Origin of the sequence: Streptomyces sp. NRRL F-525 (genome assembly GCF_000716605.1) — a bacterium.
Lineage (GTDB): Bacteria > Actinomycetota > Actinomycetes > Streptomycetales > Streptomycetaceae > Streptomyces.
This window is the reverse complement of record NZ_JNXE01000050.1, coordinates 37,844-58,503: the sequence shown is the minus strand read 5'-3', so window position 1 is coordinate 58,503 and position 20,660 is coordinate 37,844. Positions and strand designations below refer to the sequence as shown.

Below are 20,660 nucleotides of genomic sequence, written 5' to 3'. Positions count from 1 at the left end.
CCGGTCAGATCATGGGTGTTACGTCGCCCCACGGACCCCTCCGGGTCACCCGACGCACGCCCACCCCCGGCAGTGTTGCGGAACGACCGCCACCGGTATGTCACTGATGGCAGCCGTGACTTGAGGAGCACCCACACGATGAACCGTCTCACCGCACGCGGCGGAGCCGTGGCCGCCGTCGCCGGCCTCGCCCTGACGCTCGCCGCCGCCCTGCCCGCGCAGGCCGCCGACTCGACCGTGACCGAGTCCCAGTGGCTGACCGACGTCGCCGCCGTCACCGGCCCCGCGCAGACCTACATCGACTCCCGTGCCGCCGCCAACACCTCCGGTGCCAAGCAGGCGATCGTGCTCGACATCGACAACACCTCGCTGGAGACCTACTTCGAGGGCGGCATCACGGTCCCGGCCACCCCGCCGGTCCTCGCTCTGGCCCAGGACGCGCACGCCAAGGGCATCAGCGTCTTCTTCGTCAGCGCCCGCAGCAACCTCTTCAACGCGGTCACCAAGTCCAACCTCACGTCGGTCGGTTACACGGTCGACGGCCTCTACGCCCGCACGGTCGCCCAGCTCCTGACCGAGTCCATCGCCGACTTCAAGACCTCCCAGCGCAAGGCGATCGAGGCGAACGGCTACGACATCATCGCCAACATCGGCAACAACACGACCGACCTGTCGGGCGGTTACGCCGACACGACGTACAAACTCCCGGACTACGACGGCCTGTTGGACTGACGAGTGCTCCGGGCGCCCCGGGTCACCGTCCCCGGTACCCGGGGCTCCTGCGCTCCACGAAACTCGCCACGCCCTCCCGCGCGTCCTCCGTCGTCATGTTGATCTCCTGCGCCGCCGCCTCCGCCGCGAACGCGGTCGTACGGTCGCTGTCCAGGGACGCGTTGACGAGCTGCTTGGTGAGGGCGAGGGCGCGGGTCGGCCCGGTGGCGAGACGCTCCGCCCACTCCCGGGCCGTCTTCTCCAACTCCCCGTCCGCTACGACCCTGTTGACGAGGCCGATGCGTTCCGCGTCCGCCGCGCTCACCGCGTCGCCGAAGAACATCAGCTCCTTCGCGCGCTGCGGGCCGATCAGGCGCGGGAGGAGATACGCGCCGCCGCCGTCCGGGACCAGGCCGCGGCGGACGAACACCTCGATGAACCGCGCCGATTCCGCGGCCAGGACGAGATCGCAGGCCAGGGCCAGGTGGGCGCCGAGGCCTGCCGCCGTGCCGTTCACCGCCGCGAGCACCGGTTTCTCGCAGTCCAGGACGGCGGCGATCAGGCGTTGCGCGCCCTGGCGGATCACGCGGGCGACGTCACCGGGGATCCGTTCCGCGGACGCCCCGCCGCCCCGAAGGTCCGCGCCCGCGCAGAAGCCCCGGCCGGTGCCGGTCAGGACCACCGCCCGTACGGAGGGGTCCGCCGATGCCTCTCCCAACAGGGTTATCAGGCGGTCCCGTTGGGCCGGGGTGATCGCGTTCAGGGCCTCGGGGCGGTTGAGGGTGAGGTACGCGACACCGCCCGCGACCGTGTGCGTGACCTCGGCCGTCGGGTCACTCATCGGCACACCGCCAGCGCGTCCAACGCCACCGCGCCCTGCCCCCTGGGCAGCACCATCAGCGGGTTGATGTCCAACTCCGAGAGCACATCGCCCAGTTCGAGGGCCATGCGCTGCACCCGGAGGATCACCTCCACCAGGGCGTCCAGGTCGGCCGGGGGGCGTCCCCGTACCCCGTCCAGCAGCGGCCGCCCGCGCAACTCGCCGAGCATGTCCCGCGCCGCCTCCTCGCCGAACGGCGGCACCCGTACGGCCACGTCCCGCAGGACCTCCACCAGCACCCCGCCCAGCCCGACCGTCACCGTCGGCCCGAACAGTTCGTCCTGCGTGACGCCTACGACCATCTCGACACCCCGTTCGACCATCTGGCAGACGAGGACACCGTCCAGGGTCACGTCCTCGTACCGGGCGATGTCCGTCAACTCGCGGTACGCGTCCCGGACTTGACTGGCCGACGTCAGGCCCACCTTCACCAGGCCGAGTTCCGTCTTGTGCGCGATCTGCGCGCCGGACGCCTTCATCACCACCGGGTAGCCCACCAGCCCCGCCGCCCGTACGGCCGCCGCGGCGCTGGTCACCAACTGCTCGCGGGGGACCCGGATCCCGTAGGCGCGCAGGAGTTGTTTCGCCGCGTGTTCGCTCAGCTGCCGGCCCGGGCTCATCAGGGCCTGGGCCTTGCGGAAGGAGGGGGAGACGGTGCGGGGGGCCTCGTCGAAGGGGGAGCGGTAGGCGTGGACGAAGCGGTGGTGGGAGAAGTAGGCGCGCAGGGCGGTGATGCAGTTGCCGACGGTGCGGAAGGTGGCCACCCTCGACGAGCCCAACAGGCGCTCGCGGTACGCCGGTTCGGTGCCCACCGGGGAGCCCCACACCACGCACACCAGCTTGTCGGTCTCCTCCGCCGCGGCCACCAGATCCTCCACCAGCTTGTCGCTCAGCGGGGGGAACGGGCCCGTGACGGGGCAGACCAGCACCCCCACCTCCGGGTCGTCCAGGATCGCGTCGATGATCTTCCGGCCGCGCCAATCACCCACCGGGTGACCGCCGTTGTCCACCGGGTTCGCCACGCTCAGGTACGGCGGTATCCACTCGTGGAGTTCGGACTGTTTCGCGTCCGACAGTTGCGGGAGGCGCAGTCCCGCCTCGCTCGCCAGGTCGGCGAAGTGGGCGCCCGTGCCGCCGGAGATCGAGTAGACGACGACCCCCTCGGCCACCGGAGGCTTCGCGCGCGCCAACAGGGCCGCCGTGTCCTGGAGTTCGTCCAGGCCGTCGACGCGGATCACGCCGTACTGGCGCATCGCCGCGTCCACCACCGTGTCCGCGCCGGTGAGTTTGCCGGTGTGGGAGGCGGCCGTGCGGGCGCCGGTCTCCGTGCGGCCGACCTTCACCGCGACCACCGGGACCTTGCGGCGGGCGGCGCGGTCGGCGGCGAGGAGGAAGGAGCGGCCGTCCTTGAGGCCCTCGACGTAGCAGGCGATGGCGCCGACCTCGGGTCGTTCGGCGAAGTAGGAGATGAAGTCGGCGGTCTCCAGGTCGGCCTCGTTGCCGGTGGGGGCCCAGTGGGAGAGGCGGATGCCGAGTTCCTGGAGGGCGAAGACCGGGCGGCCCTGGTGGCCGGACTGGGTGATCAGCGCGATCGCGGGGCCGTCCAGGTCCTCGCGGAAGTTCTCGAAGGCGTTGAGGTTGGTGTTCGGGCCGAGGAGGCGGAGGCCCGACCTGCCTACGGCGGCGGCCAGTTGGGCCTGCGCCAGCGCACCCTCCTCGCCCGTCTCCGCGAAGCCCGACGCGAAGGCGACCGCGAACTTCACCTTCGCCTCCGCGAGTTGCTCGATCACGGGGAGGGGGTCGGCCACCAGCACTACGGCCAGGTCGACTTGTTCGGGCAGGTCGCCGATGGACGGGAAACAGGGGACGCCGAAAACCGTCGTACGGGTGGGATGGACCGGATGGAGACGGGCCCCAACTCGGCCTGCCCAGGCCATGAGTTGGCGGGTGATGCCCGTGTTCGGGCGGCCCTCCGCGTCCGAGGCGCCGATCACGGCGACCGACTCGGGGCGGAAGAAACGGTCCAGGTCGGGTACGCCCGCGTACAACGGCCGCCCGCCGACGTCGAGATCGTCGACGTCGGCGGGCCTGCCGTGGACGGCGGGGCCGGGTTGCTCACCGCAGGCGATGACCCGGGCCCGGCGGGAGTCGGTGGTGAGGGTGCCGTGGGTTGATCCAAGCATCGGTCCGCCCCGCTCCTGTGTGACGGCATAATCAACTGACGCACTGTCAGATTACTGAACTGACACAGCGTCAGGAACTGTCGTGCACGCAAAGAACGGACGGACCCCGGGTCAGGACGCGGCCGGGACCCCCTTCGAGGCCTTCTTCGAGGCTTTCTTCGAGAGCTTCCTGGTCTCCTTGGCGACCGCCTTCGCGATCTTCTCCGCGTCGATGGCCAGTTCGCGGAGCATGCCGCTGATGGGGTTGGTGAAGCCGGTGAAGTACAGGCCGGGCGCGTCCTTCGGGGTGCGCGCGCCGTGCGCGACCGGCTTGCCCCGGGCGTCCAACACGCCCAGGTGGCCGACGAGTTGCTCCAGGGAGCGGACGTAGCCCGTGGCCGCGATCACGGCGTCCGGGCCGATCCGGCCGCCGCCGGCGAGGACGACCTTGCCGTCCTCGAAGCTCTCCACGGCCGGCACGATCTCGACCCGGCCCTTGCGCACGGCGTCGATGAGCCCGACGTCCTGGACCGGGATCGAGCCCTCCTTCACCCGGCTGTACAGCCCGGTGTCGGGGCGCGGCAGCCCCTGCGCCGCCAGGTCCGGCACGCTGACCTTGGACACCGGCCCCGCGAGCCGGTCGACCAGGCCGACCGGCAGCCGTCGTACGAGAACGCCTGTGTACTGGGTCGCCCAGCCCGCGGTCGAGCGGCGCAGGATGTGCGGGGCGGTGCGGACGGAGAGGCGGACGCGCGATGCTCCGCCCTCGATCAGGTCCACGGCGATCTCCGCGCCCGTGTTGCCGATACCGACGACCAGGACGTCCTGGCCGGCGTAGGGCTGGGCGTTGCGGTAGTCGGCGGCGTGCAGGAGCCGGCCGGTGTAGGTGTCGCGGCCGGGCCAGTCGGGGATGCGGGGGGTGTGGTTGGTGCCGGTGGCGACGACGACCGCGCGGCCGGTGAGTTCGCGGCCGCCGGTGGCGTGCAGGAGCCAGCCGGTGCCGTCGGCCGAGCGTTCGACGCGGGAGACCTCGACGCCGGTGACGATCTCCAACTCGTGGACCTCGGCGTACTTCTCCAGATAGCGCACCACGTCGTCCCGCGAGACCCAGCGGCCGAACCGGCGCGGCATCGTGAGCCCGGGCAGGCTCGAAAGCCGCCGGGTGGTGTGCAGGTGCAGGCGGTCGTAGTGCCTGCGCCAGGACGCTCCGACCCGGTCCGACCGCTCCAGTACGACGGCACGGATGCCCTGCGCGCGCAGCGCGTACGCGGCGGCGAGACCGCCGGGGCCGCCGCCGATGACGTACACGGGACGGTCTGCGTGGTTCTGCGCCGCGGGGGTCGGGGACGCTGTGGAGTCGGCCATGAGCGCGAGCGTAATCACGTCCCACGTTGATGGGTCTCGGTCAAGCCCGGAATTGGTTGCGGATCGATCACGGGTGTGGAGGAGTGGGTGAGGTCGGTGGCGTAGGGGCTCTGGTTGTGGGATGCGCGGGAGGGCGCCGCGGCCGGGAAACGTGGACGACGCCGAGCCCGCACGGTGCGCGGTGGGGCTCGGCGTCGTGGTCGCGGCGGGCGGGTGCTACTTGCCCTTGCCCTTGGCCTTGTGGCCCGTCACCTGGGCGATCCAGGTGATGAAGTCGCCCGGGTCGGTGTTGGCGCCGTGGCCCTCGTCCCAGTAGTAGATGTGGTTCACGTCGTCGCCGAGGTTGTCGAGGCGGGCGGCGAGGTTGGCGGCGACCGTCAGCGCGGTGTCCGAGTCCTTGGTGCCGAGGCGGATCCACCAGTGCTTGGAGCGGTTCGGGTTGACCTTCTCGACCAGGTGGTACATCGGGTTCATCAGGTCGAGCTTGGCGGGGACGTCGCTCGGAACCCGCTTGCTGCTCAGCCCGGTCGAGTCGTTCTTCGCGCCGTACGCCGTGAAGTGGCGGGCCAGGGTCTTGCCCGTGCCGAACTCGTTGTTCTCGCCGGCCGACAGGTCGAAGGCGTCGAAGGCGGGGGCGTCCTTCTTGCGGGCGCCGACGTGGGTGAGGAAGTCGGCCCAGGTGAAGGTGGCCTTTCCGCCGGACCAGGTGATGAAGGTGTTGGCCTTCAGGTAGGTCGCGCGGGCGGAGTCCGAGAGGGCGGCGAGGTACGTGGTCGCCGAGGGCTCCAGGTACTGCTTGACCATGTACGCGTCGAGGTTGCGGGCGTTCAGCGGCCCGAAGCCGCCGAGGCCGCGCAGCTTGAGGCCGGCCTGGTACTCGGCGAACTGGGCCTGCAGCGCCTTGGAGACCGTCTGGTCGACCGTCTTGCCGGTGCTCAGGTCGTTGGCGCCCCAGTTCCACTCGTAGGCGCCGTCGGCGTGCTCCAGGTCGGTGATCGGGCACCAGGCGCCCGTCGCGAAGATCGCGTCGGAGGCGTCGGCGGCGCCCAGCGCCTTGAGGTACTTGTCGTAGATCGGGCTGTCACCGGACGCGCCGAGGAGCGAGGACAGCGCGCCACCGGCACTGGTACCCGCAGAAACGATCCGCTCCACATTGCCGGGGATGCGGCCCTTGTTCGACTTGATGTAGCGGACCGCGGCCTTGAGGTCGACGATCGCGGCGGGGGCGGTGCCGTAGTACTCGCCGCTGGAGTTCTTGAGGGTACGGCCGCGGGCGCCGGGCTCGATGACGACGTAACCGGCGGCCAGCGCGAGGAGCTGGTTGCTGGAGGTGGCGCCGCCGGTGGCGTTGGTGTTGCCGTTGGCGCCGGGGGCGCTCGCGGAGGCGGAGGCGCTCGGGGCGGCCGAAGAGCTGGTCGAGCCGGTGGGCGCGCCGCTGGGGGCCGCGCCGCCGCCCATCGCCGAACCGCCGCCGCCGACCTCGGTGGCCGTCGACACGGAGGCGGGCAGGTAGCCGCCGACGGAGTTGGCGAGCAGGATCGGGGCGTTGCTCGCGTCGACCGCCTTGCCGTCGATCTCCACCGGGGCGCTGACGATCAGCGACTGGTAGGTGGCGTCCACCGGCTTGGCGACGTACGTGATCGCCTTCCAGAAGTGGTAGACGACCGTGTGCTTGGTGCCGGCGGTGTCCGTGACCGACTTCGTCAGCTTCGTGTAGGCGTCCGGGGCGAAGACCAGGGCGTCCGAGGAGGAGGACTTCGAGTCGCTCGACGCGTTCGCGCTGAGCGCGATGCCGCCGACCGCCGCGACACCCGCGGTCGCGCCGATGCCCATGACTACCGTCCTGCGCTTCACTGCCCTGTGCTTCACCGTGCTGCCTCTCGTCTTCCCGACCGCGTCTTCCTGACCGCTCCTTGGCCTTGCGCTTGCGAACGTAATCGGGCCCGAACAAAATCGTCAACAATCTGCCGGGCATTCATGGGGGACCCACAGCGGCACGGCCGGACCACAGGATTTTCATGGCCGGCTCTCGGCTTTCTTCAGCTTCTGACGTACCGTCAGATTCATGGATGCGATCTGGCTCAGCGGAGCGGACTGGCTCGCGGTCCTCCGTATAGGACTCGGGCTGTGGTGGCTGGAGAGCTGGCGGCACAAGGACAAGAAGGCCTGGTTCGAGCGCGGCACCGGCATCGCGTGGGCGGCCGACGTCGCCGCCAAACACCGCTGGACGGCGGTCCGTTCGGGCTTCGACGTGATGGTCGCGCCGCGCCCGCGCACGATGGCGTACGTCGTCGTCTACGCCGAGCTGGCGGTCGGCCTCGGCCTGGTCGTGGGCTTCCTCACCCCGGCCGCGCTCGTCGGGGGCCTGCTCCTCAACGTCCTCTACTTCACGCTGATGATCCACGACTGGGCGGAGCAGGGGCAGAACGCGATGATGGCCCTCATCTCCCTCGTGGCCCTCTTCGCGATGTCCTGGCAGGTGTGGTCGGTGGACGCGGCCCTGGGCTGGTTCTGATGACCGCCTCCCCGCGCTACGACGTCCCCGAGCCCGACGCGTTCACCCGCACCTACTGGGAGGCCGCGGCGCAGGGCCGCCTGCTCCTCCGCCACTGCGCGGACTGCGGCCGGGCCCACCACTACCCGCGCGAGTTCTGCCCGCACTGCTGGAGCGAGAACGTCACCTGGCGGCCCGCGACCGGCCGCGCCACCCTCTACACCTGGTCCGTCGTCCACCGCAACGACCTGCCGCCCTTCGGGGAGCGGGTGCCGTACGTGGCGGCCGTCGTCGACCTCGCGGAGGGCCCGCGGATGATGACGGAAATGGTGCAGGCAGGCCCCGCCGAACTGCGCGCGGGGATGGCGGTCGAGGTGGCGTTCCGGGACGGGGTGCCGGTGTTCAGGCCGAGGGGAAATGACGTACCCGGTGCGCGCGACGCTTGATTCAATGGCGCGATGGCCCACATACGCGAGCGGTCTCTCCAGCACCCCTTCCCCGAGCTGAACGGTCATGGACTTCGGCTGCGCCCCTGGGACGCCGACGACGACACCGATGTGACGGACTGGCTGCGCGGGGTGTCCGACCCCGAGTTCCAGCGCTGGAACACCCCCCTGCGGCCGGTCACGGACGTCACCGGCGCCCGCAGCTCGCTGCGCTCCCGCGCCGAGAACGCGGAGGACGGCGTCAGCGCGTCGTTCTGCGTCACGGACGCGGTCAGCGGTACGACGCTGGGGCACATCGGCGTCAACGACATCGACCACGTCATCCGCGTCGCCCGCGTCGGCTACTGGACCCTCCCCGAGGCCCGCGGCCGCAACGTAGCCACCCGCGCCCTCACCCTCGCCGCCCGCTGGGCCCTGACCGACCTGGGCCTGCACCGCCTCGAACTGGGCCATGCCCTCGGCCACGACGCGTCCTGCCGGATCGCCGAGCGCTGCGGGTTCCCGGCCGAGGGGACGTTGCGCGGGGCGATGTTCGAGGCGGGCCGGCGGGACGCGTTCCGTGACGTCCACCTGCACGGCCGGCTGGCGACGGACCCGGAGGTCCAGCTGTGACGACCGACGACTGGCACATCACCGGTGACCTGGACCAATTCCTCACCCGGGCAGGGGAGTTCCTGCGTTCCCGCCCCGCGCTGCACACGGTCCACCTCACGGTGACGGCGGCGCTGAGCAGCCGAGGGCTGCGGGTGTACGGCGAGGGCGACCCGGTGTTCGGCACCCTGGAACGCGACGGCGAAGTACGGGCCGCCTTCTTCCGCACACCTCCCGGCCGCCTGATGCTGACGCCCCTCACCGCCGAGGAGGCCACGGAGCTGGCCGCCCAATTGGCCTTGCGGGGCGACGAGTTGCCGGGAGTCATGGGCGAACTGGACACGGCAGCGACGTTCGCGGAGGCATGGGCGCGACGGACGGGACGGTCACCCGCACTCCACGCACGCCAACGCCTGTACCGACTCGCCGAGTTGACGACCCCACAACCCGCCCCACCGGGCCGCCCGAGAGTCGCGACGGCAAACGACCGCGAGCAACTCGTGCGCTGGTACGTCGAGTTCACCGAGGCGATCGGCGAGAGCGGCACCTCGCAGGACCCCGGCGAGTGGGCCGACTCCCGGATCGCGTACGGCGGGATCACGCTCTGGGAGACCCCGGACGGTACGCCGGTGTCCATGGCCGGGCTCACGCCGAAGGTGGCCGGCCAGATCCGGGTAGCCCCCGTCTACACCCCGGCGGACCTCAGGGGCCGGGGGTACGCGGGCGCGGTGACGGTGGATGTCAGCGCAATGGCAAGGGCGGCGGGCGCGGACGAGGTACTCCTGTTCACGGACCTGGCCAACCCCACGAGCAACGCCCTGTACCAGCGCATCGGCTACCGCCCGGTGGAGGACTTCGCGGGCTACGACTTCCACCCCGCCCCGGCCCCGAGGTGATACTCACCCCATGGCAACGGGAACGGACCTCCACGAACTACTGAAATCACTACGCGTATGGGCCCCCGAGCTGACCAAGCTCCCACCCCTGGACCCGACGGCAACCCCGGACTCCCCCCTCCCCCTCTTCACCACCTGGTTCGCGGAGGCAGTGGCGGCGGGTGAGCCCGAACCCCACGTGATGTCACTGGCGACGCGGGACGGCGACCCGGCGACAGAGGGCGGCGGCCTCCCCGACGTACGGATGGTGATGCTGCACGGCGCGGACGAGGAGGGCTGGTCCTTCGCGACCCACTCCACGAGCCGCAAAGGCCACCAACTGAAGGGCTTCGCCTACGCCGCCCTCGCCTTCTACTGGCCCCGCCTCGGCCGCCAGGTCCGCCTACGAGGCCCGGTCCTCCCGGCAACCCCGACCGAATCCCAGACAGACCTCCACGCCCACTCGACAGGCGCCCTGGCAGCAGCCCTGACCGGCCACCAGAGCGAAGTCCTGCCGTCCCTGGACGAGTTGACGCAGGCGTCTGAGGCGGCCTGGGAACTGGCACAACGCGAACCGGAAACCCCTGCCCCGTCCTGGACCCTGTACCGCGTGTTCCCTGACGTCGCTCCACCCTTGACTAGGGCCGCTCCAGCCCGTTTCAGAAGCGAGCGAGCGGCCCGGAGGAACGGGTGGCCAGGCAGACATCCCCCTGCCTGAACTGTCTTGCTGGCCGGTGCAGCGGGGCGCGCTCGCGTCTCGCCAGCACGCCGGGTGGGCTAAGCGGCTACCGGCCGGTGGGGGCTTCGCGGGGGACACCTTAGGGGGATGTCTGCCTGGCCACCCGTTCCTCCGGGCCGCTCGCTCGCTTCTGAAACGGGCTGGAGCGGCCCTAGTCAAGGGTGGAGCGAAGCGGAATCGGCGGAGCCGACGCGACCGCAGGGAGCGCCCTTTACTCGGGCCGTGGAAGCCCGACACTGGCCAAGAAGCGAGTGGCCCAACGTCCACTGGTGAACGGAGTACGTTGATCCCCCAAGCTCATCGGAGGGAAAACGGGGGAGACAGTGAACAGGCGTCGTCCGCTGAAGCGCACGGTCGGCGCCGGAGCAGCCGTCACCTTCCTGTTCGCGGCGGTCACATCCTGTGGCAGCGGGGAAACCAACAAGGCACCCTCCATCACCGCGCCCGAGGTGTTCTACTTACGCCCCGTCGGCGACAAGTCCGGCCCTCAGGGCAAGGACCCGTTCCACTTCTCCGTCGACGACGGCAAGGTGCACGCCGGTGGCAGGGGACCCGTCGATCACACCCTCACCGTGGACGTGCTGCCCGGTGCGGAGAGCGCGGTCGTACTGCGCAAAGGCGGGAACTGTACGGGCAGCCCCACGCATATGACGTGTGCGGTGCGTTCCGAGTACGACAGCAGGTCGGATGGAGGTGTCTCTCTGGTCGCGGCCAAGGGAAGTAAGCCGGGAGATGCGGGGGAAGTCCGGTACACGTACACGGGCCGGAGCGGGAAGAAGGTCACGGCGCGGACGAAGGCTGTCGTAGGCGAGCCGGTGGTCGAGGTACTGACGACGAAGTCACTCGGCGGAGTTCGTCCGGGGGCCGTGCTGAGCGAGCCGATCGTGGTGCGGAACACCGGCGAGGTGCCGGCCAGGGGGCTGGTGCTCGAAGTCGGCCTCGAACGCATGAAGTTCGAGGAGCGGTACGCCAACTGCCGTTATCCGGGCTTCTACAAGGGCCACATCACGGTCTGCGAGTTCCCGGATCTCCGCATCGCGCCCGGGCAGACCGTGACCGTCCGGCCCGCGCTCCGGCTCCGTACACCCAAGACGCAGATGTACGCCTCCTTCAACAGCGAGGCCCGGGCGCTGGACATGAGGCCGGGAGATGGGGGTGTCATGGCCGGTGGGGACCACGGTGACGGTCCGGCCCTCCGTCCTGAAGCCACCGCTGCCAGGAAGGGCACCTACGCCAAGGGCGGCGGCTGGACGAACGTGGTGCTCGACACCTACGCCGACTACTCGGTCTCCGACGTGAACCTGTACGGCGCCCCCGGCACCGAGCGGACCTTCAAGCTCACCGTCCGCAACAACGGCCCCGCCGACGCCGGCGCCACGGAGCAACTGGTGTTCAGCCCGCCGCTCGGCATGGAGATGGTGAAGCAGCCCATGCAGGAGTACGACGAGGACGCCTACGAGCCCTACTGCGAGAACGGCGCCTTCACGTACACCTGTGACATCAAGGCCCTGGAGCCCGGCAAGACCCAGACCTTCACGTTCACGATGCGCCTCGGCGAACCGGGCGAAGGCACCCTGACCCTCCAGGACAAGAAACCGGCCCAGGATTGGTACGTCGGCGACCGCGATCCGGACCCGGGCAACGACAAGGCCGTCGTCGCGGTCCACCCCGACCGTTGAACTGCCCGGCCGGACGCCCCGTACCACTCGCTGAGGGTGGCGTCGGAGAAAGGGTCGAGCGATTTCAGTTTCAGTGGATGTGAGAGCGAGCGAGGCACCCGTACGTCGGCAGGTGCTGGGGCTGGACGGTCTCCGCGGGCTGGCGGCGCTGTACGTGGTGCTTTTCCATTGCTGGCTGTACGCCTTCCCGGGGTATCCCGACAGTTCGGCGCCCCGGGTGCTGGACGTGCTGATGTTCGGGCGTATCGCCGTCGTCTTCTTCCTGGTGCTGTCCGGCTTCTCGCTCGCGATCTCCCCGGCCCGGCACGGCTGGCGGTCGGGCGGTGTCGCCCAGTTCCTGCGCCGACGCGCCTGGCGCATCCTGCCGCCGTACTGGGCGGCGCTGGCCCTGAGCCTCGCCATCTCGCTGTTCGTGGTGCCGGCTTCGCACTACGGGCCGCCTGACGGATCATCACTTCTCGTCTACGGCCTTGTCCTTCAGGATGTGTTCTTCGCCCCGACCCCGAACGGCGCCTTCTGGTCGATCGGAGTGGAGGCCGAGTTATATCTCCTCTTCCCCCTCGTCCTCCTTGTCCGGCGGCGGTTCAGCGCGGCCGCCGCGGTCGCGTGCGTGACGCTCCCGGTGGTCGTCCGCGGACTGCTGGCCCCCGGCTCGAACCCGGTCGAGGGCGACAACTGGCTCGCCCCGCATCTCGCCCCCGTGTTCGTCGCCGGAGTCGTGGGTGCGGGAATCGTCGTCGCGTCGGAGCGGGTTCGGCGTCTGCCGTGGGGGTGGTTCGCCGTCCTGGCCGCCCTGCCGGTGCTGGCGCTCGGCTTCGTCCAGGGTTCCGTCTGGACGGTGCGCCACTACTTCTGGATCGACCTCGCTATCGCCCCCGCCATGACGATGCTCATCGCCGCGGTCGCCACCGGCCAACCTGCCTTCCTCGTACGGCTGTTGACCACGCGCCCCCTTCAGCGCCTCGGCGATTTCTCCTACAGCCTCTACCTGATCCACCTGCCGATCGTCCTGGTCGTCATCCGCCGAGTGGCCCCGCATTTCGTCGCGCCCGGGCTGCACACCTTTTGCTTCACGCTCCTCCTGGGCCTGCCCGTGTCGGTGCTGACGGCATGGCTCTTCTCCCAGATCTTCGAACTGCCCTTCAAGCGGAACCGGTCCTGGAAGTCCCTGATGGCTCAGTCCCGGCCCAGCACCACCGTCCCTGAAGAGCAGAACCAGCCGCCCGTCCCGGAGGCGACCCCCAGTCGTGGCAAGTCGCCGTCCGCGCCCGTCACTTGACGAGCCCCGGCCTCTCCCCGCAACTGCCGTACCGCCTCCACCAGCAGGAACAGCCCCCGCATCCCGGGATGTTGGGCCGACAGCCCACCCCCGTCCGTATTTACCGGCAGCTCCCCGCCGGCCACCCGCAACCGCCCCTTCTCCACAAAGGCACCCCCCTCACCCTTCGCGCAGAAACCCAGGTCCTCCAGCGTCACCAGCGTCATGTAGGTGAACGCGTCGTAGATCTCCGCGAAGTCGATCTCCGACGGCTCAACTCCCGCCCGCTGGAACGCCAGTCGCCCGCTCACTGCCGCCGGTGACACCGTGAAGTCCGGCCACTCCGACATCGCGGCATGCGACACGTGCTCCCCGGTGCCGAGCACCCACACCGGCGCGGTACGGCAGTCCCGTACGTACTCCTCGGCCGCCAGCAGGATCGCCGCCCCGCCGTCGGACCGTATGCAGCAGTGCAATTTGGTGAACGGGTCCGCGATCATCGGGCCGGAGAGGACGTCGTCCACGGTGATCGGGTCGCGGAACATCGCCTCGGGGTTCAGGGCGGCGTTCGCGCGGGCCTGTACCGCCACCTCCGCCAACTGCTCGATCGTCGTGCCGTATTCGAGCATGTGTCGGCGCGCGGCCATCGCGTACTTCGCGATCAGCGTGTGGCCGTAGGGGACCTCGAACTGGAGCGGGCCTCGCGCGCCGAAGGAGAGGTTGCCGGTGCGGCGGCCCGCCTTGATGTCGGCGCGGGCCGTCGAGCCGTAGACCAGCAACACGGCGTTCGCGTGGCCCGCGGCGATCGCGTCCGCCGCGTGCGCCGCCATGACCTCCCACGTCGAGCCGCCGACCGAGGTGGAGTCGACCCAAGTGGGGCGCAGGCCTAGGTATTCGGCCACCTCCACCGGGGCCAGGGTGCCGAGACCCGCCGACGCGAAGCCGTCCACCACCGACCGGTTCAGGCCCGCGTCCGCCAGTGCGCGGCGGGCCGCCTGGGCGTGCAGGGCGTAGGGGGTCGTGTCGTCGACCCGTCCGCAGTCGGACAGGGCCACGCCCACCACGGCGACCTTGCGGCTCCCCACTGGCATGAGGGGCCTCCTCCCTCTGTGCATATCGTGCCCGGACTCCTAATATGACGGACCGTCAGATCTGGAGGGAAGTGCCATGGACGCCAGCTTCACCGCCGAGCAGGACGAGATCCGCCGTACCCTCCGCGAACTGCTCCAGAAGCGGTGCGGTTCCGCCGAGTTGCGCGCCGCCGTCGACACTCCCGCCGGATACGACCCCGCCCTCTGGACCGCCCTCGCCCGGCAACTCGGCCTGCCCGGACTCGCCCTCCCCGAGGCCTACGGCGGTGTCGGCTGCTCGGCGACCGAACTCGCCCTCGCGGCAGAGGAGACGGGACGTTTCCTGGCCCCCTCCCCGCTCCTCGCCACCGCCGTGCTCACCGCGCCCCTCGTCCTCGCCCTCGGCACCGACACCCAGCGCGCCCGCCTCCTGCCCCGCATCGCCGCCGGCTCCCTCACCGCCGCCCTCGCCGTCCCCGGTACCGCCCTCACCACCGCCCTCACCCTCACCGGCCCCAACGGCGGGGAATGGGCGGGGGGTGGACGCGCGGGCGGGGTGCAGGCCCGGCAAGTCGGAGACAGCGGGTGGCGGTTGTACGGGCAGGTCGCGCAGGTTCTTGACGGGCACAGTGCCGAGGTGCTGCTCGTCGCCGCTCATGCTGGGTGCTTCGCCCGGTCGCGGACGCTCCTCTTCCTCGTCGCGGGGGACGCGGACGGGCTCGTACGCGTACGGCACACCGCACTTGACGCCACCCGGCCTCAGGCCCGGCTCGAACTACGAGACGTGGAGGCCGAGTTGCTCGGCGCGGACGACAGTCTCAACGTCCTGCGGGAACTCTCCGCCACCGGCGACACCGTCGCCGCCGTACTCGCCGCCGAAGCCGTCGGGGCCGCCGACCGGGCGCTGGAGCGGACCGTCCACTACGTCAAGCAGCGTGAGCAGTTCGGGCGGGCCATCGGGTCGTTCCAGGCGGTGAAGCACCGGCTGGCCGATGTGTATGTGCAGGTCCAGGCCGCCAAGTCGGCTGCCTACTACGTCGCTTGGGCGACCGGCCAGGGCGAACGGGTCGGTGGGCTCGCGCTCGCTCAGGCTCTGGAGGCCCTGCGGACCGCCGCCGCCGAGGGGATCCAGCTGCACGGCGGGATCGGGTTCACCTGGGAGCACGACGCCCATCTCTACTTCAAGCGCGCCGCCGGTGACGAGCTGCTGTTCGGGCCGGTGCACCGGCTGCGGGCGTACGCCGCCGAGGGTGCGCACCTTTTCGAGAACCGCGAGGTGACGGTGTGATCGGTGTGCGTGCGGTGCAGAAGGTGTCGTCGACCCGGGCGTTCGCGCGGATCGCCCCGCATGTCATCCCCGCCATGGACCGGACCGTGCACCGGCTCACGCGCGGGAAGGTGCTGCTCAGCGCCCAGATGCTGCCGGGGGTGATCCTGACCTCGACCGGGGCGCGGAGTGGGCAGGCGCGGCGTAGTCCGCTTGCCTGTATGCCGGAAGACGGCGGCTGGATTCTCGTCGGGTCCAACTTCGGCCGCACCGGGCATCCCGCCTGGACGCACAACCTGATCGCCCACCCCGACGCCGAGATCAGCTGGAAAGGGGAGGAAATCCCCGTCACCGCACGGCTGTTGGAGGGTGAGGAGCGGGCCGGGGTGTGGAAGACCGCGCTGGCGTTCTGGCCGCCGTACGCCACGTACCAGAAACGGATCGAGCGGGAGATCCGGCTGTTCCGGATCACACGCAGGGCAGGCGGTGGTCCACCGGAGTGAACCACCGCCCGCGAGACAGGACTTGGGACCTGGAAGCAGGGACTCCTACTTCGTCGGCTTCTTGCCGGTCACGCCCAGGTGGACCAACAGCGCCAGGTTCGGCTTGAGTTCAGCCTGCTTGACGCCCCACGTCTGGAAACCCTTCTGGTGCGAGGCGACGGCCGCGAGCATCGCGACCAGTGAACCGGCGACCGCCGCCGGGTTCACGTCCTTGTCGACCCTGCCCTTGGACTGCAGCTCGGCGACCGCGTCCGAGAGGGAGTTGTTCACGGAGTTCAGGATCTTCATCCGGATCTTGTAGAACCGTTTGTCTCCCTCGGCGGCTCCGAGGTCGACGACCCTGAGGATCGCGTCGTTCCGGCGCCAGAACTCCAGGAATCCGTCCACGAGTTCCTGGGAGGTCTGCCAGCCCGCCTTGCCGACCCATGACCGGCCGGCGAGCAGTTCGGTCAACTGACCGCCCTCCGTGGCCATTTGCTCGGCGATCTCCAGGACGGCACCTTCGACGTCCGGGAAGTACTGGTAGAAGGTCGCGGGTGAAGTCCCCGCCTTCCGGGCGACATCGATGACTTTGACGTCCCGGTAAGGGGAGGAGCTGAGCATCTCGCTTAGGCAGTCGAGCAGCTTCTGCCGGGTCGCCTGCCCACGCCGGCCGGCCACGCGGCCGTCGACGGTACGCACTTGTCCTGTCATGCCGTCAGCTTACCGAGGGGTGATCGGAGCGCGATTCGGCCGACTGCAAATGGGGTGCACGAGGGTCCAGGGGGTGGTGTGCCTGGTCTGCGGGGTGCGTGCGTCGCCGTTACTTTGACGGTATGGCCGAAAACAGGGCATCCGCGAAGGAAAAGACTTACGGAGAGGGCGTCCCCTGCTGGGTGGACGCACAGCTTCCGGACCTCGCGGCGGGCAGGCGGTTCTACGGTGAGCTCTTCGGGTGGACCTTCGAGGAGGCGTACGGCGGCTCCGTATGGGCCCGCAAGGACGGCGAGGCCGTCGCGGCGCTCGCCCACAAGGCGGACGGGCGGATGCCGACCGTGTGGACGGTGTACTTCGCGACGCCGGACGTGGTGCGGCTGAGCGGGCGCATCCGGGAGGCCGGCGGGCAGGTGGTGATGGCTCCGGTGGCCTTGGGGGAACTGGGCACCGCTGCTCTCGCCGCTGATCCGGAGGGTGCTGTCTTCGGGTTGTGGCAGGCGGCCCGGCATCCCGGTTTCGGGACCCGGCACAAGCCCGGCACCTTCGGCTGGGCCGAGCTGTACGCCCGCGACACGGAGACCGCGAACAATTTCTACGGCGGACTTTTCACAGACGCCCTCTTCGGACCGGATGCCGCCCCCGATTTCGGGCGGGCGCCCGTCTCCGACGTCTTCCCGGTCGAGATGCCGCCGCATTTCCTCGTTCACTTCCGGGTCGAGGACATCGAGCCTGTTCTGGGGGCGGTGCGGCGGCTCGGGGGGCGGGTTCAGGTTCCGCTCTTCGAGACGTCGTACGGGAAAGTGGCGGTCGTCACGGACAATCAAGGGGCGTCGTTCGCACTGCTGCAACGCTGACCGCAACGCTGACACCTGGACGTTTGTCCGGAGATATGGCGAGACACCCCGATTAGTCGCCGGGTTCGCAACCTGTGGCCCGGCCAGGAAGAATCAGGGTGCGTGCCGCCATGGCGGTGCGGTGGTGAGACGCTGCACGGGGTCGCGTACATGTGGGTGGCGTGGCTCGTACGGGGAGGTGGCAGGCAAGTGGTGGATCAGCTGACGCAGCACGATCCGCGGCGGATCGGGCCGTTCGAGGTGCTGGGACGGCTGGGCGCGGGCGGCATGGGGCTGGTCTATCTCGCGCGCTCGGCGTCCGGCCGGCGGGTGGCGATCAAGACCGTGCGGACGGAACTCGCCGAGGACCAGCTCTTCCGGGTCCGCTTCACGCGTGAGGTCGAGGCCGCGCGGGCTGTCTCCGGGTTCTACACGGCCGCCGTGGTCGACGCCGATCCGCGCGCCGCCGTGCCGTGGCTGGCCACCGCGTACGTTCCCGCGCCCTCCCTCGAAGAGATAGTGAACGAGTGCGGGCCGATGCCGGCCCAGGCGGTGCGCTGGCTCGCGGCGGGGGTCGCGGAGGCGCTGCAGTCCATTCACGGGGCGGGGCTTGTCCACCGTGACCTCAAACCGTCGAACGTGCTCGTCGTTGAGGACGGGCCTCGGGTCATCGACTTCGGTATCGCCTCCGGTGTGTCGAACACGCGTTTGACGATGACGAATGTGGCCGTGGGGACCCCGGCCTACATGTCTCCCGAGCAGGCCAAGGACTCGCGCAGCGTCACCGGCGCGAGTGACGTGTTCTCGCTCGGCTCGATGCTCGTGTTCGCCGCCACCGGACACCCCCCGTTCCACGGCGCCAACCCGGTCGAGACCGTCTTTATGCTGCTGCGCGAGGGCCCCGACCTCCAGGGCCTCCCGGACGAACTGCGCCCCCTCATCGAGTCCTGCATGCAGATGGAGGCCACCGGCCGGCCCAACCCGGCCGACCTCCAGGCCCAGCTCGCCCCGCACCTCTTCGGCTCCGGCTCCGACGACAGCGGTACGGCCTCGGCCTGGCTGCCCGAGCGCGCGGTCACCCTGATCGAGACCCGGCGCGGTGGCCGCCCGCCCGTGAAACCGACGCCCACCGCGGGGCGCAGCGGTGGTGGCGGGCGCGCTGCCGTACCGCCGCCGCCCTCCCACGACCCCGTCGTGCCGGTCCCGGTCGGCGCCCCCGACACCGGGCCCGTACGGCTCGCGGGCGCGCCCGTGCCCATCGGTCCCGGCCCCCGGGTCGCCGACGCCCGCGCCGCCGCCGTGAAGGCACCCCCTCCGGAGGCCGGCCTGGTCGCCTCCTGGTCCCGGCCCCGCCCCGGCGTCAACGGCGCCGACCCCGCCGCCGTACCCCCGCCCCCCGCGCTGCCCCCGGAAACGGCCTCCGGCTGGCGCCCCTGGCGGTTCCGTATGTCGAACGACGTCTGGGGTACCCCGACCGTCGCCGGTGACCTCGTCTACGTCACCTCCTTCGAGGTGCACGCCCTGGACGTGCAGACCGGCCGCCGGTCCTTCAAGACCCGGGACGTCGCCTGGTCGATGGCGGTCGCGGACGGCCGTATCCACGCCTCGGACGGCCCCACCCTCTTCGCCCTGGACGCCCGCGAGGGCGGTGACCTGTGGCGGCTGTCCACCGACGCGTGGGTGTACTCCCTCAAGGCAGAGCGCGGCACCGTCGTCACCGGCACGCGCGGCGGCGGGGTGCAGGCCTGGGAGGCGTCCACCGGGCAGAAGCTGTGGCAACTGACCGGCGCGCAGACCGACTTCGAGTCCCCGGAGGCTGGCCCGGCGCTGCACGACGGCACCGTCTACGTCTGGCAGGACGCCCGCCTCCGCGCCCTGGACGCTCGGACGGGCGACGAGCGCTGGGCGTACCCGATCGGCGACGCGGCCTCCTGCGGCGGCGTCCCCGTACGGATCACCCCGGCCCCCGACGGTCAGGTCTACGTCTCCGCAGGCACCCGCGTCCTCTCCGTCGAGGTGGCGAGCGGCCGCGTCCGCTGGCACTTCGAGGCCCCGGCGGTCTTCCTCTGCCCGCCCACCTTCGCCCCCGGCCCCGCGGTCACGGGCGGCGGCGTCTACCTCGCCGACTACCTCGGCACGGTCTACGCCCTCGACGCCGCCGACGGCCGCGACCGCTGGCGCATCGCGACCGAGTCCCGGGCGTCGATCGAACCGGTCCTCGTCGCCGCGGGCCACGTCCACGTCGGCAGCGGCAAAGGGCTCTACACGCTCGACGCGGTCACCGGCACACCCAAGTGGCGCTTCCAGGCAGGCGGCGACATCGTGGGCACCCCCGCGGTCGCCGAGGGCCGCATCCACTTCGGCTCCACCGACCACCTCCTCTACACCCTCAAGTCCGATGACGGGCGCCTGCGTTGGAAGCTCGCCACCGGCGGCGAGATCACCGGGGCGCCGGTCGTCAGGGACGGGGTCGTGTACGCGTGCAGCAAGGACCGCTGCGTGTACGCCCTCGACGCGGAGAAGGGCACGGGCACCGCAAGGACCGCGTGAGCGGAGCCAGTTGGCGCAGGTGGGTACCATGATCGGATGCATACGCGGGGGCGCAGGCTCAAACTCACGGCGCTACTGGCACTGACGGTTCTCACCCTCACCGGCTTCTCCGACGGACGGCACCACAGCACCAGCCGTCACAGGAGCGGCAGTGGTGGGGGAGGGGGCGGGTGCAGCAGCTCCAGCCAGGACCACGACACGTCGACGAACCGACGGTCCAACTACCGTTCCACGCCTGCCGCTACGGCCTCCTCCGGCAGCGGCACCAGCAGCCTGCTGGACGGTACGGCGAGGCTGGTGAGCTGCGCGACGGCGACGAAGCAGTATGCGACGGTCGAGGTCAGCAACCCGAACGACCGCAAGGTCACCTTCTCCGTCGACGTCACCTTCGAGGACGCCCAGGACAACGAGGTCGACTACAACGACGCGAACGTCAAGGTGCCGGCCAACAGCAAGGCGACCGTGCGGGTGCGCTTCCTCGGCAGCTCCACCCCGGTGGACCACTGTGTCGTCGACCGCCGGGCCACAGCGGTGAGTTGAC

19 protein-coding genes are annotated in these 20,660 nt (G+C 70.5%); 13 read left to right on the top strand and 6 right to left on the bottom strand.

All coding sequences use genetic code 11. The annotated features are described in order from the left end of the window. The first annotated feature begins 138 nt into the window (after nt 1–138). The gene (locus tag OO69_RS43515; protein WP_033286521.1) at nt 139–732 is read left to right on the top strand and encodes an HAD family acid phosphatase; all 594 of its coding nucleotides are present in this window, start codon (nt 139–141) and stop codon (nt 730–732) included. 22 nt (nt 733–754) lie between these two features. Here OO69_RS43515 and OO69_RS43510 read toward each other — a convergent pair whose 3' ends face one another. From OO69_RS43510 to OO69_RS43495, 4 genes are all read right to left on the bottom strand, one after another. Further along, entirely contained in the window at nt 755–1,552 is a 798-nt protein-coding gene (locus OO69_RS43510) for an enoyl-CoA hydratase/isomerase family protein (protein ID WP_033286520.1), read from the bottom strand. Next, on the bottom strand, nt 1,549–3,774 hold the full coding sequence (locus OO69_RS43505) for an acetate--CoA ligase family protein (RefSeq protein WP_033286519.1): 2,226 nt from the start codon (nt 3,772–3,774) through the stop codon (nt 1,549–1,551). Before OO69_RS43505 ends, OO69_RS43510 begins: the two co-directional genes overlap by 4 nt. A 111-nt stretch (nt 3,775–3,885) precedes the next feature. After that, entirely contained in the window at nt 3,886–5,118 is a 1,233-nt protein-coding gene (locus OO69_RS43500) for a flavin-containing monooxygenase (RefSeq protein WP_051801671.1), read from the bottom strand. A gap of 216 nt (nt 5,119–5,334) precedes the next feature. Continuing rightward, nucleotides 5,335–6,951, bottom strand: coding sequence for a subtype B tannase (locus OO69_RS43495; protein WP_033286518.1), 1,617 nt, complete (start codon nt 6,949–6,951; stop codon nt 5,335–5,337). Between the two features lie 232 nt (nt 6,952–7,183). Here OO69_RS43495 and OO69_RS43490 point away from each other — a divergent pair, with 232 nt between their 5' ends. The 7 genes from OO69_RS43490 (at nt 7,184) to OO69_RS43460 (ending at nt 13,221) form a co-directional block, all read left to right on the top strand. Next, complete coding sequence (locus OO69_RS43490) at nt 7,184–7,633, top strand: hypothetical protein (protein ID WP_033286517.1); 450 nt, start codon at nt 7,184–7,186, stop codon at nt 7,631–7,633. Beyond that, the gene (locus OO69_RS43485) at nt 7,633–8,058 is read left to right on the top strand and encodes a Zn-ribbon domain-containing OB-fold protein (RefSeq protein ID WP_033286516.1); all 426 of its coding nucleotides are present in this window, start codon (nt 7,633–7,635) and stop codon (nt 8,056–8,058) included. The genes OO69_RS43490 and OO69_RS43485 overlap by 1 nt, the downstream gene beginning before the upstream one ends. A gap of 12 nt (nt 8,059–8,070) precedes the next feature. Beyond that, on the top strand, nt 8,071–8,670 hold the full coding sequence (locus tag OO69_RS43480) for a GNAT family N-acetyltransferase (protein WP_033286515.1): 600 nt from the start codon (nt 8,071–8,073) through the stop codon (nt 8,668–8,670). Next, nucleotides 8,667–9,545 carry a GNAT family N-acetyltransferase gene (locus OO69_RS43475; protein WP_033286514.1) on the top strand — a complete coding sequence of 293 codons (879 nt, stop codon included), beginning with the start codon at nt 8,667–8,669 and terminating at the stop codon, nt 9,543–9,545. Before OO69_RS43480 ends, OO69_RS43475 begins: the two co-directional genes overlap by 4 nt. Nucleotides 9,546–9,555: 10 nt before the next feature. Continuing rightward, nucleotides 9,556–10,242, top strand: coding sequence for a pyridoxine/pyridoxamine 5'-phosphate oxidase (locus OO69_RS43470; protein ID WP_078652841.1), 687 nt, complete (start codon nt 9,556–9,558; stop codon nt 10,240–10,242). Between the two features lie 344 nt (nt 10,243–10,586). Continuing rightward, nucleotides 10,587–11,942 (top strand): DUF11 domain-containing protein, encoded by a 1,356-nt coding sequence (locus tag OO69_RS43465; RefSeq protein ID WP_106971220.1) that lies wholly within the window; start codon nt 10,587–10,589, stop codon nt 11,940–11,942. Between the two features lie 79 nt (nt 11,943–12,021). Beyond that, the gene (locus OO69_RS43460; RefSeq protein WP_033286513.1) at nt 12,022–13,221 is read left to right on the top strand and encodes an acyltransferase family protein; all 1,200 of its coding nucleotides are present in this window, start codon (nt 12,022–12,024) and stop codon (nt 13,219–13,221) included. Here the strand turns inward: OO69_RS43460 and OO69_RS43455 are convergent. Next, nucleotides 13,119–14,291: a thiolase C-terminal domain-containing protein gene (locus OO69_RS43455; protein ID WP_033286512.1), complete on the bottom strand. Its 1,173-nt coding sequence runs from the start codon at nt 14,289–14,291 to the stop codon at nt 13,119–13,121. The two genes, OO69_RS43460 and OO69_RS43455, sit on opposite strands and share 103 nt — an antisense overlap. Nucleotides 14,292–14,367: 76 nt before the next feature. On the opposite strand from OO69_RS43455, the gene OO69_RS43450 reads away from it, so the two are divergent. Beyond that, a complete protein-coding gene (locus tag OO69_RS43450) occupies nt 14,368–15,558 on the top strand; it encodes an acyl-CoA dehydrogenase family protein (RefSeq protein ID WP_033286511.1) in 1,191 nt (396 codons plus the stop codon). Further along, entirely contained in the window at nt 15,555–16,040 is a 486-nt protein-coding gene (locus OO69_RS43445) for a nitroreductase/quinone reductase family protein (protein ID WP_033286510.1), read from the top strand. The genes OO69_RS43450 and OO69_RS43445 overlap by 4 nt, the downstream gene beginning before the upstream one ends. A gap of 45 nt (nt 16,041–16,085) precedes the next feature. On the opposite strand, the gene OO69_RS43440 is transcribed toward OO69_RS43445, so the two are convergent. Beyond that, nucleotides 16,086–16,721 (bottom strand): TetR family transcriptional regulator, encoded by a 636-nt coding sequence (locus OO69_RS43440; protein WP_019075507.1) that lies wholly within the window; start codon nt 16,719–16,721, stop codon nt 16,086–16,088. A gap of 134 nt (nt 16,722–16,855) precedes the next feature. On the opposite strand from OO69_RS43440, the gene OO69_RS43435 reads away from it, so the two are divergent. The 3 genes from OO69_RS43435 to OO69_RS43425 all read left to right on the top strand — a co-directional run bounded on the left by OO69_RS43435 (nt 16,856) and on the right by OO69_RS43425 (nt 20,659). After that, entirely contained in the window at nt 16,856–17,590 is a 735-nt protein-coding gene (locus OO69_RS43435) for a VOC family protein (RefSeq protein WP_078652840.1), read from the top strand. Between the two features lie 189 nt (nt 17,591–17,779). Then, the gene (locus OO69_RS43430; RefSeq protein WP_033286508.1) at nt 17,780–20,119 is read left to right on the top strand and encodes a PQQ-binding-like beta-propeller repeat protein; all 2,340 of its coding nucleotides are present in this window, start codon (nt 17,780–17,782) and stop codon (nt 20,117–20,119) included. 36 nt (nt 20,120–20,155) lie between these two features. Next, nucleotides 20,156–20,659, top strand: coding sequence for a hypothetical protein (locus OO69_RS43425; RefSeq protein ID WP_033286507.1), 504 nt, complete (start codon nt 20,156–20,158; stop codon nt 20,657–20,659). Nucleotide 20,660 lies beyond the last annotated feature (1 nt).

Coding starts and splice junctions, on each gene's coding strand:
- OO69_RS43485 (WP_033286516.1), top strand. CDS start 7,633: ATGACCGCCTCCCCGCGCTACGACGTCCCCGAGCCCGACGCGTTCACC.
- OO69_RS43500 (WP_051801671.1), bottom strand. CDS start 5,118: ATGGCCGACTCCACAGCGTCCCCGACCCCCGCGGCGCAGAACCACGCA.
- OO69_RS43495 (WP_033286518.1), bottom strand. CDS start 6,951: ATGGGCATCGGCGCGACCGCGGGTGTCGCGGCGGTCGGCGGCATCGCG.
- OO69_RS43510 (WP_033286520.1), bottom strand. CDS start 1,552: ATGAGTGACCCGACGGCCGAGGTCACGCACACGGTCGCGGGCGGTGTC.
- OO69_RS43470 (WP_078652841.1), top strand. CDS start 9,556: ATGGCAACGGGAACGGACCTCCACGAACTACTGAAATCACTACGCGTA.
- OO69_RS43435 (WP_078652840.1), top strand. CDS start 16,856: ATGGCCGAAAACAGGGCATCCGCGAAGGAAAAGACTTACGGAGAGGGC.
- OO69_RS43455 (WP_033286512.1), bottom strand. CDS start 14,291: ATGCCAGTGGGGAGCCGCAAGGTCGCCGTGGTGGGCGTGGCCCTGTCC.
- OO69_RS43450 (WP_033286511.1), top strand. CDS start 14,368: ATGGACGCCAGCTTCACCGCCGAGCAGGACGAGATCCGCCGTACCCTC.
- OO69_RS43490 (WP_033286517.1), top strand. CDS start 7,184: ATGGATGCGATCTGGCTCAGCGGAGCGGACTGGCTCGCGGTCCTCCGT.
- OO69_RS43480 (WP_033286515.1), top strand. CDS start 8,071: ATGGCCCACATACGCGAGCGGTCTCTCCAGCACCCCTTCCCCGAGCTG.
- OO69_RS43425 (WP_033286507.1), top strand. CDS start 20,156: ATGCATACGCGGGGGCGCAGGCTCAAACTCACGGCGCTACTGGCACTG.
- OO69_RS43505 (WP_033286519.1), bottom strand. CDS start 3,774: ATGCTTGGATCAACCCACGGCACCCTCACCACCGACTCCCGCCGGGCC.
- OO69_RS43515 (WP_033286521.1), top strand. CDS start 139: ATGAACCGTCTCACCGCACGCGGCGGAGCCGTGGCCGCCGTCGCCGGC.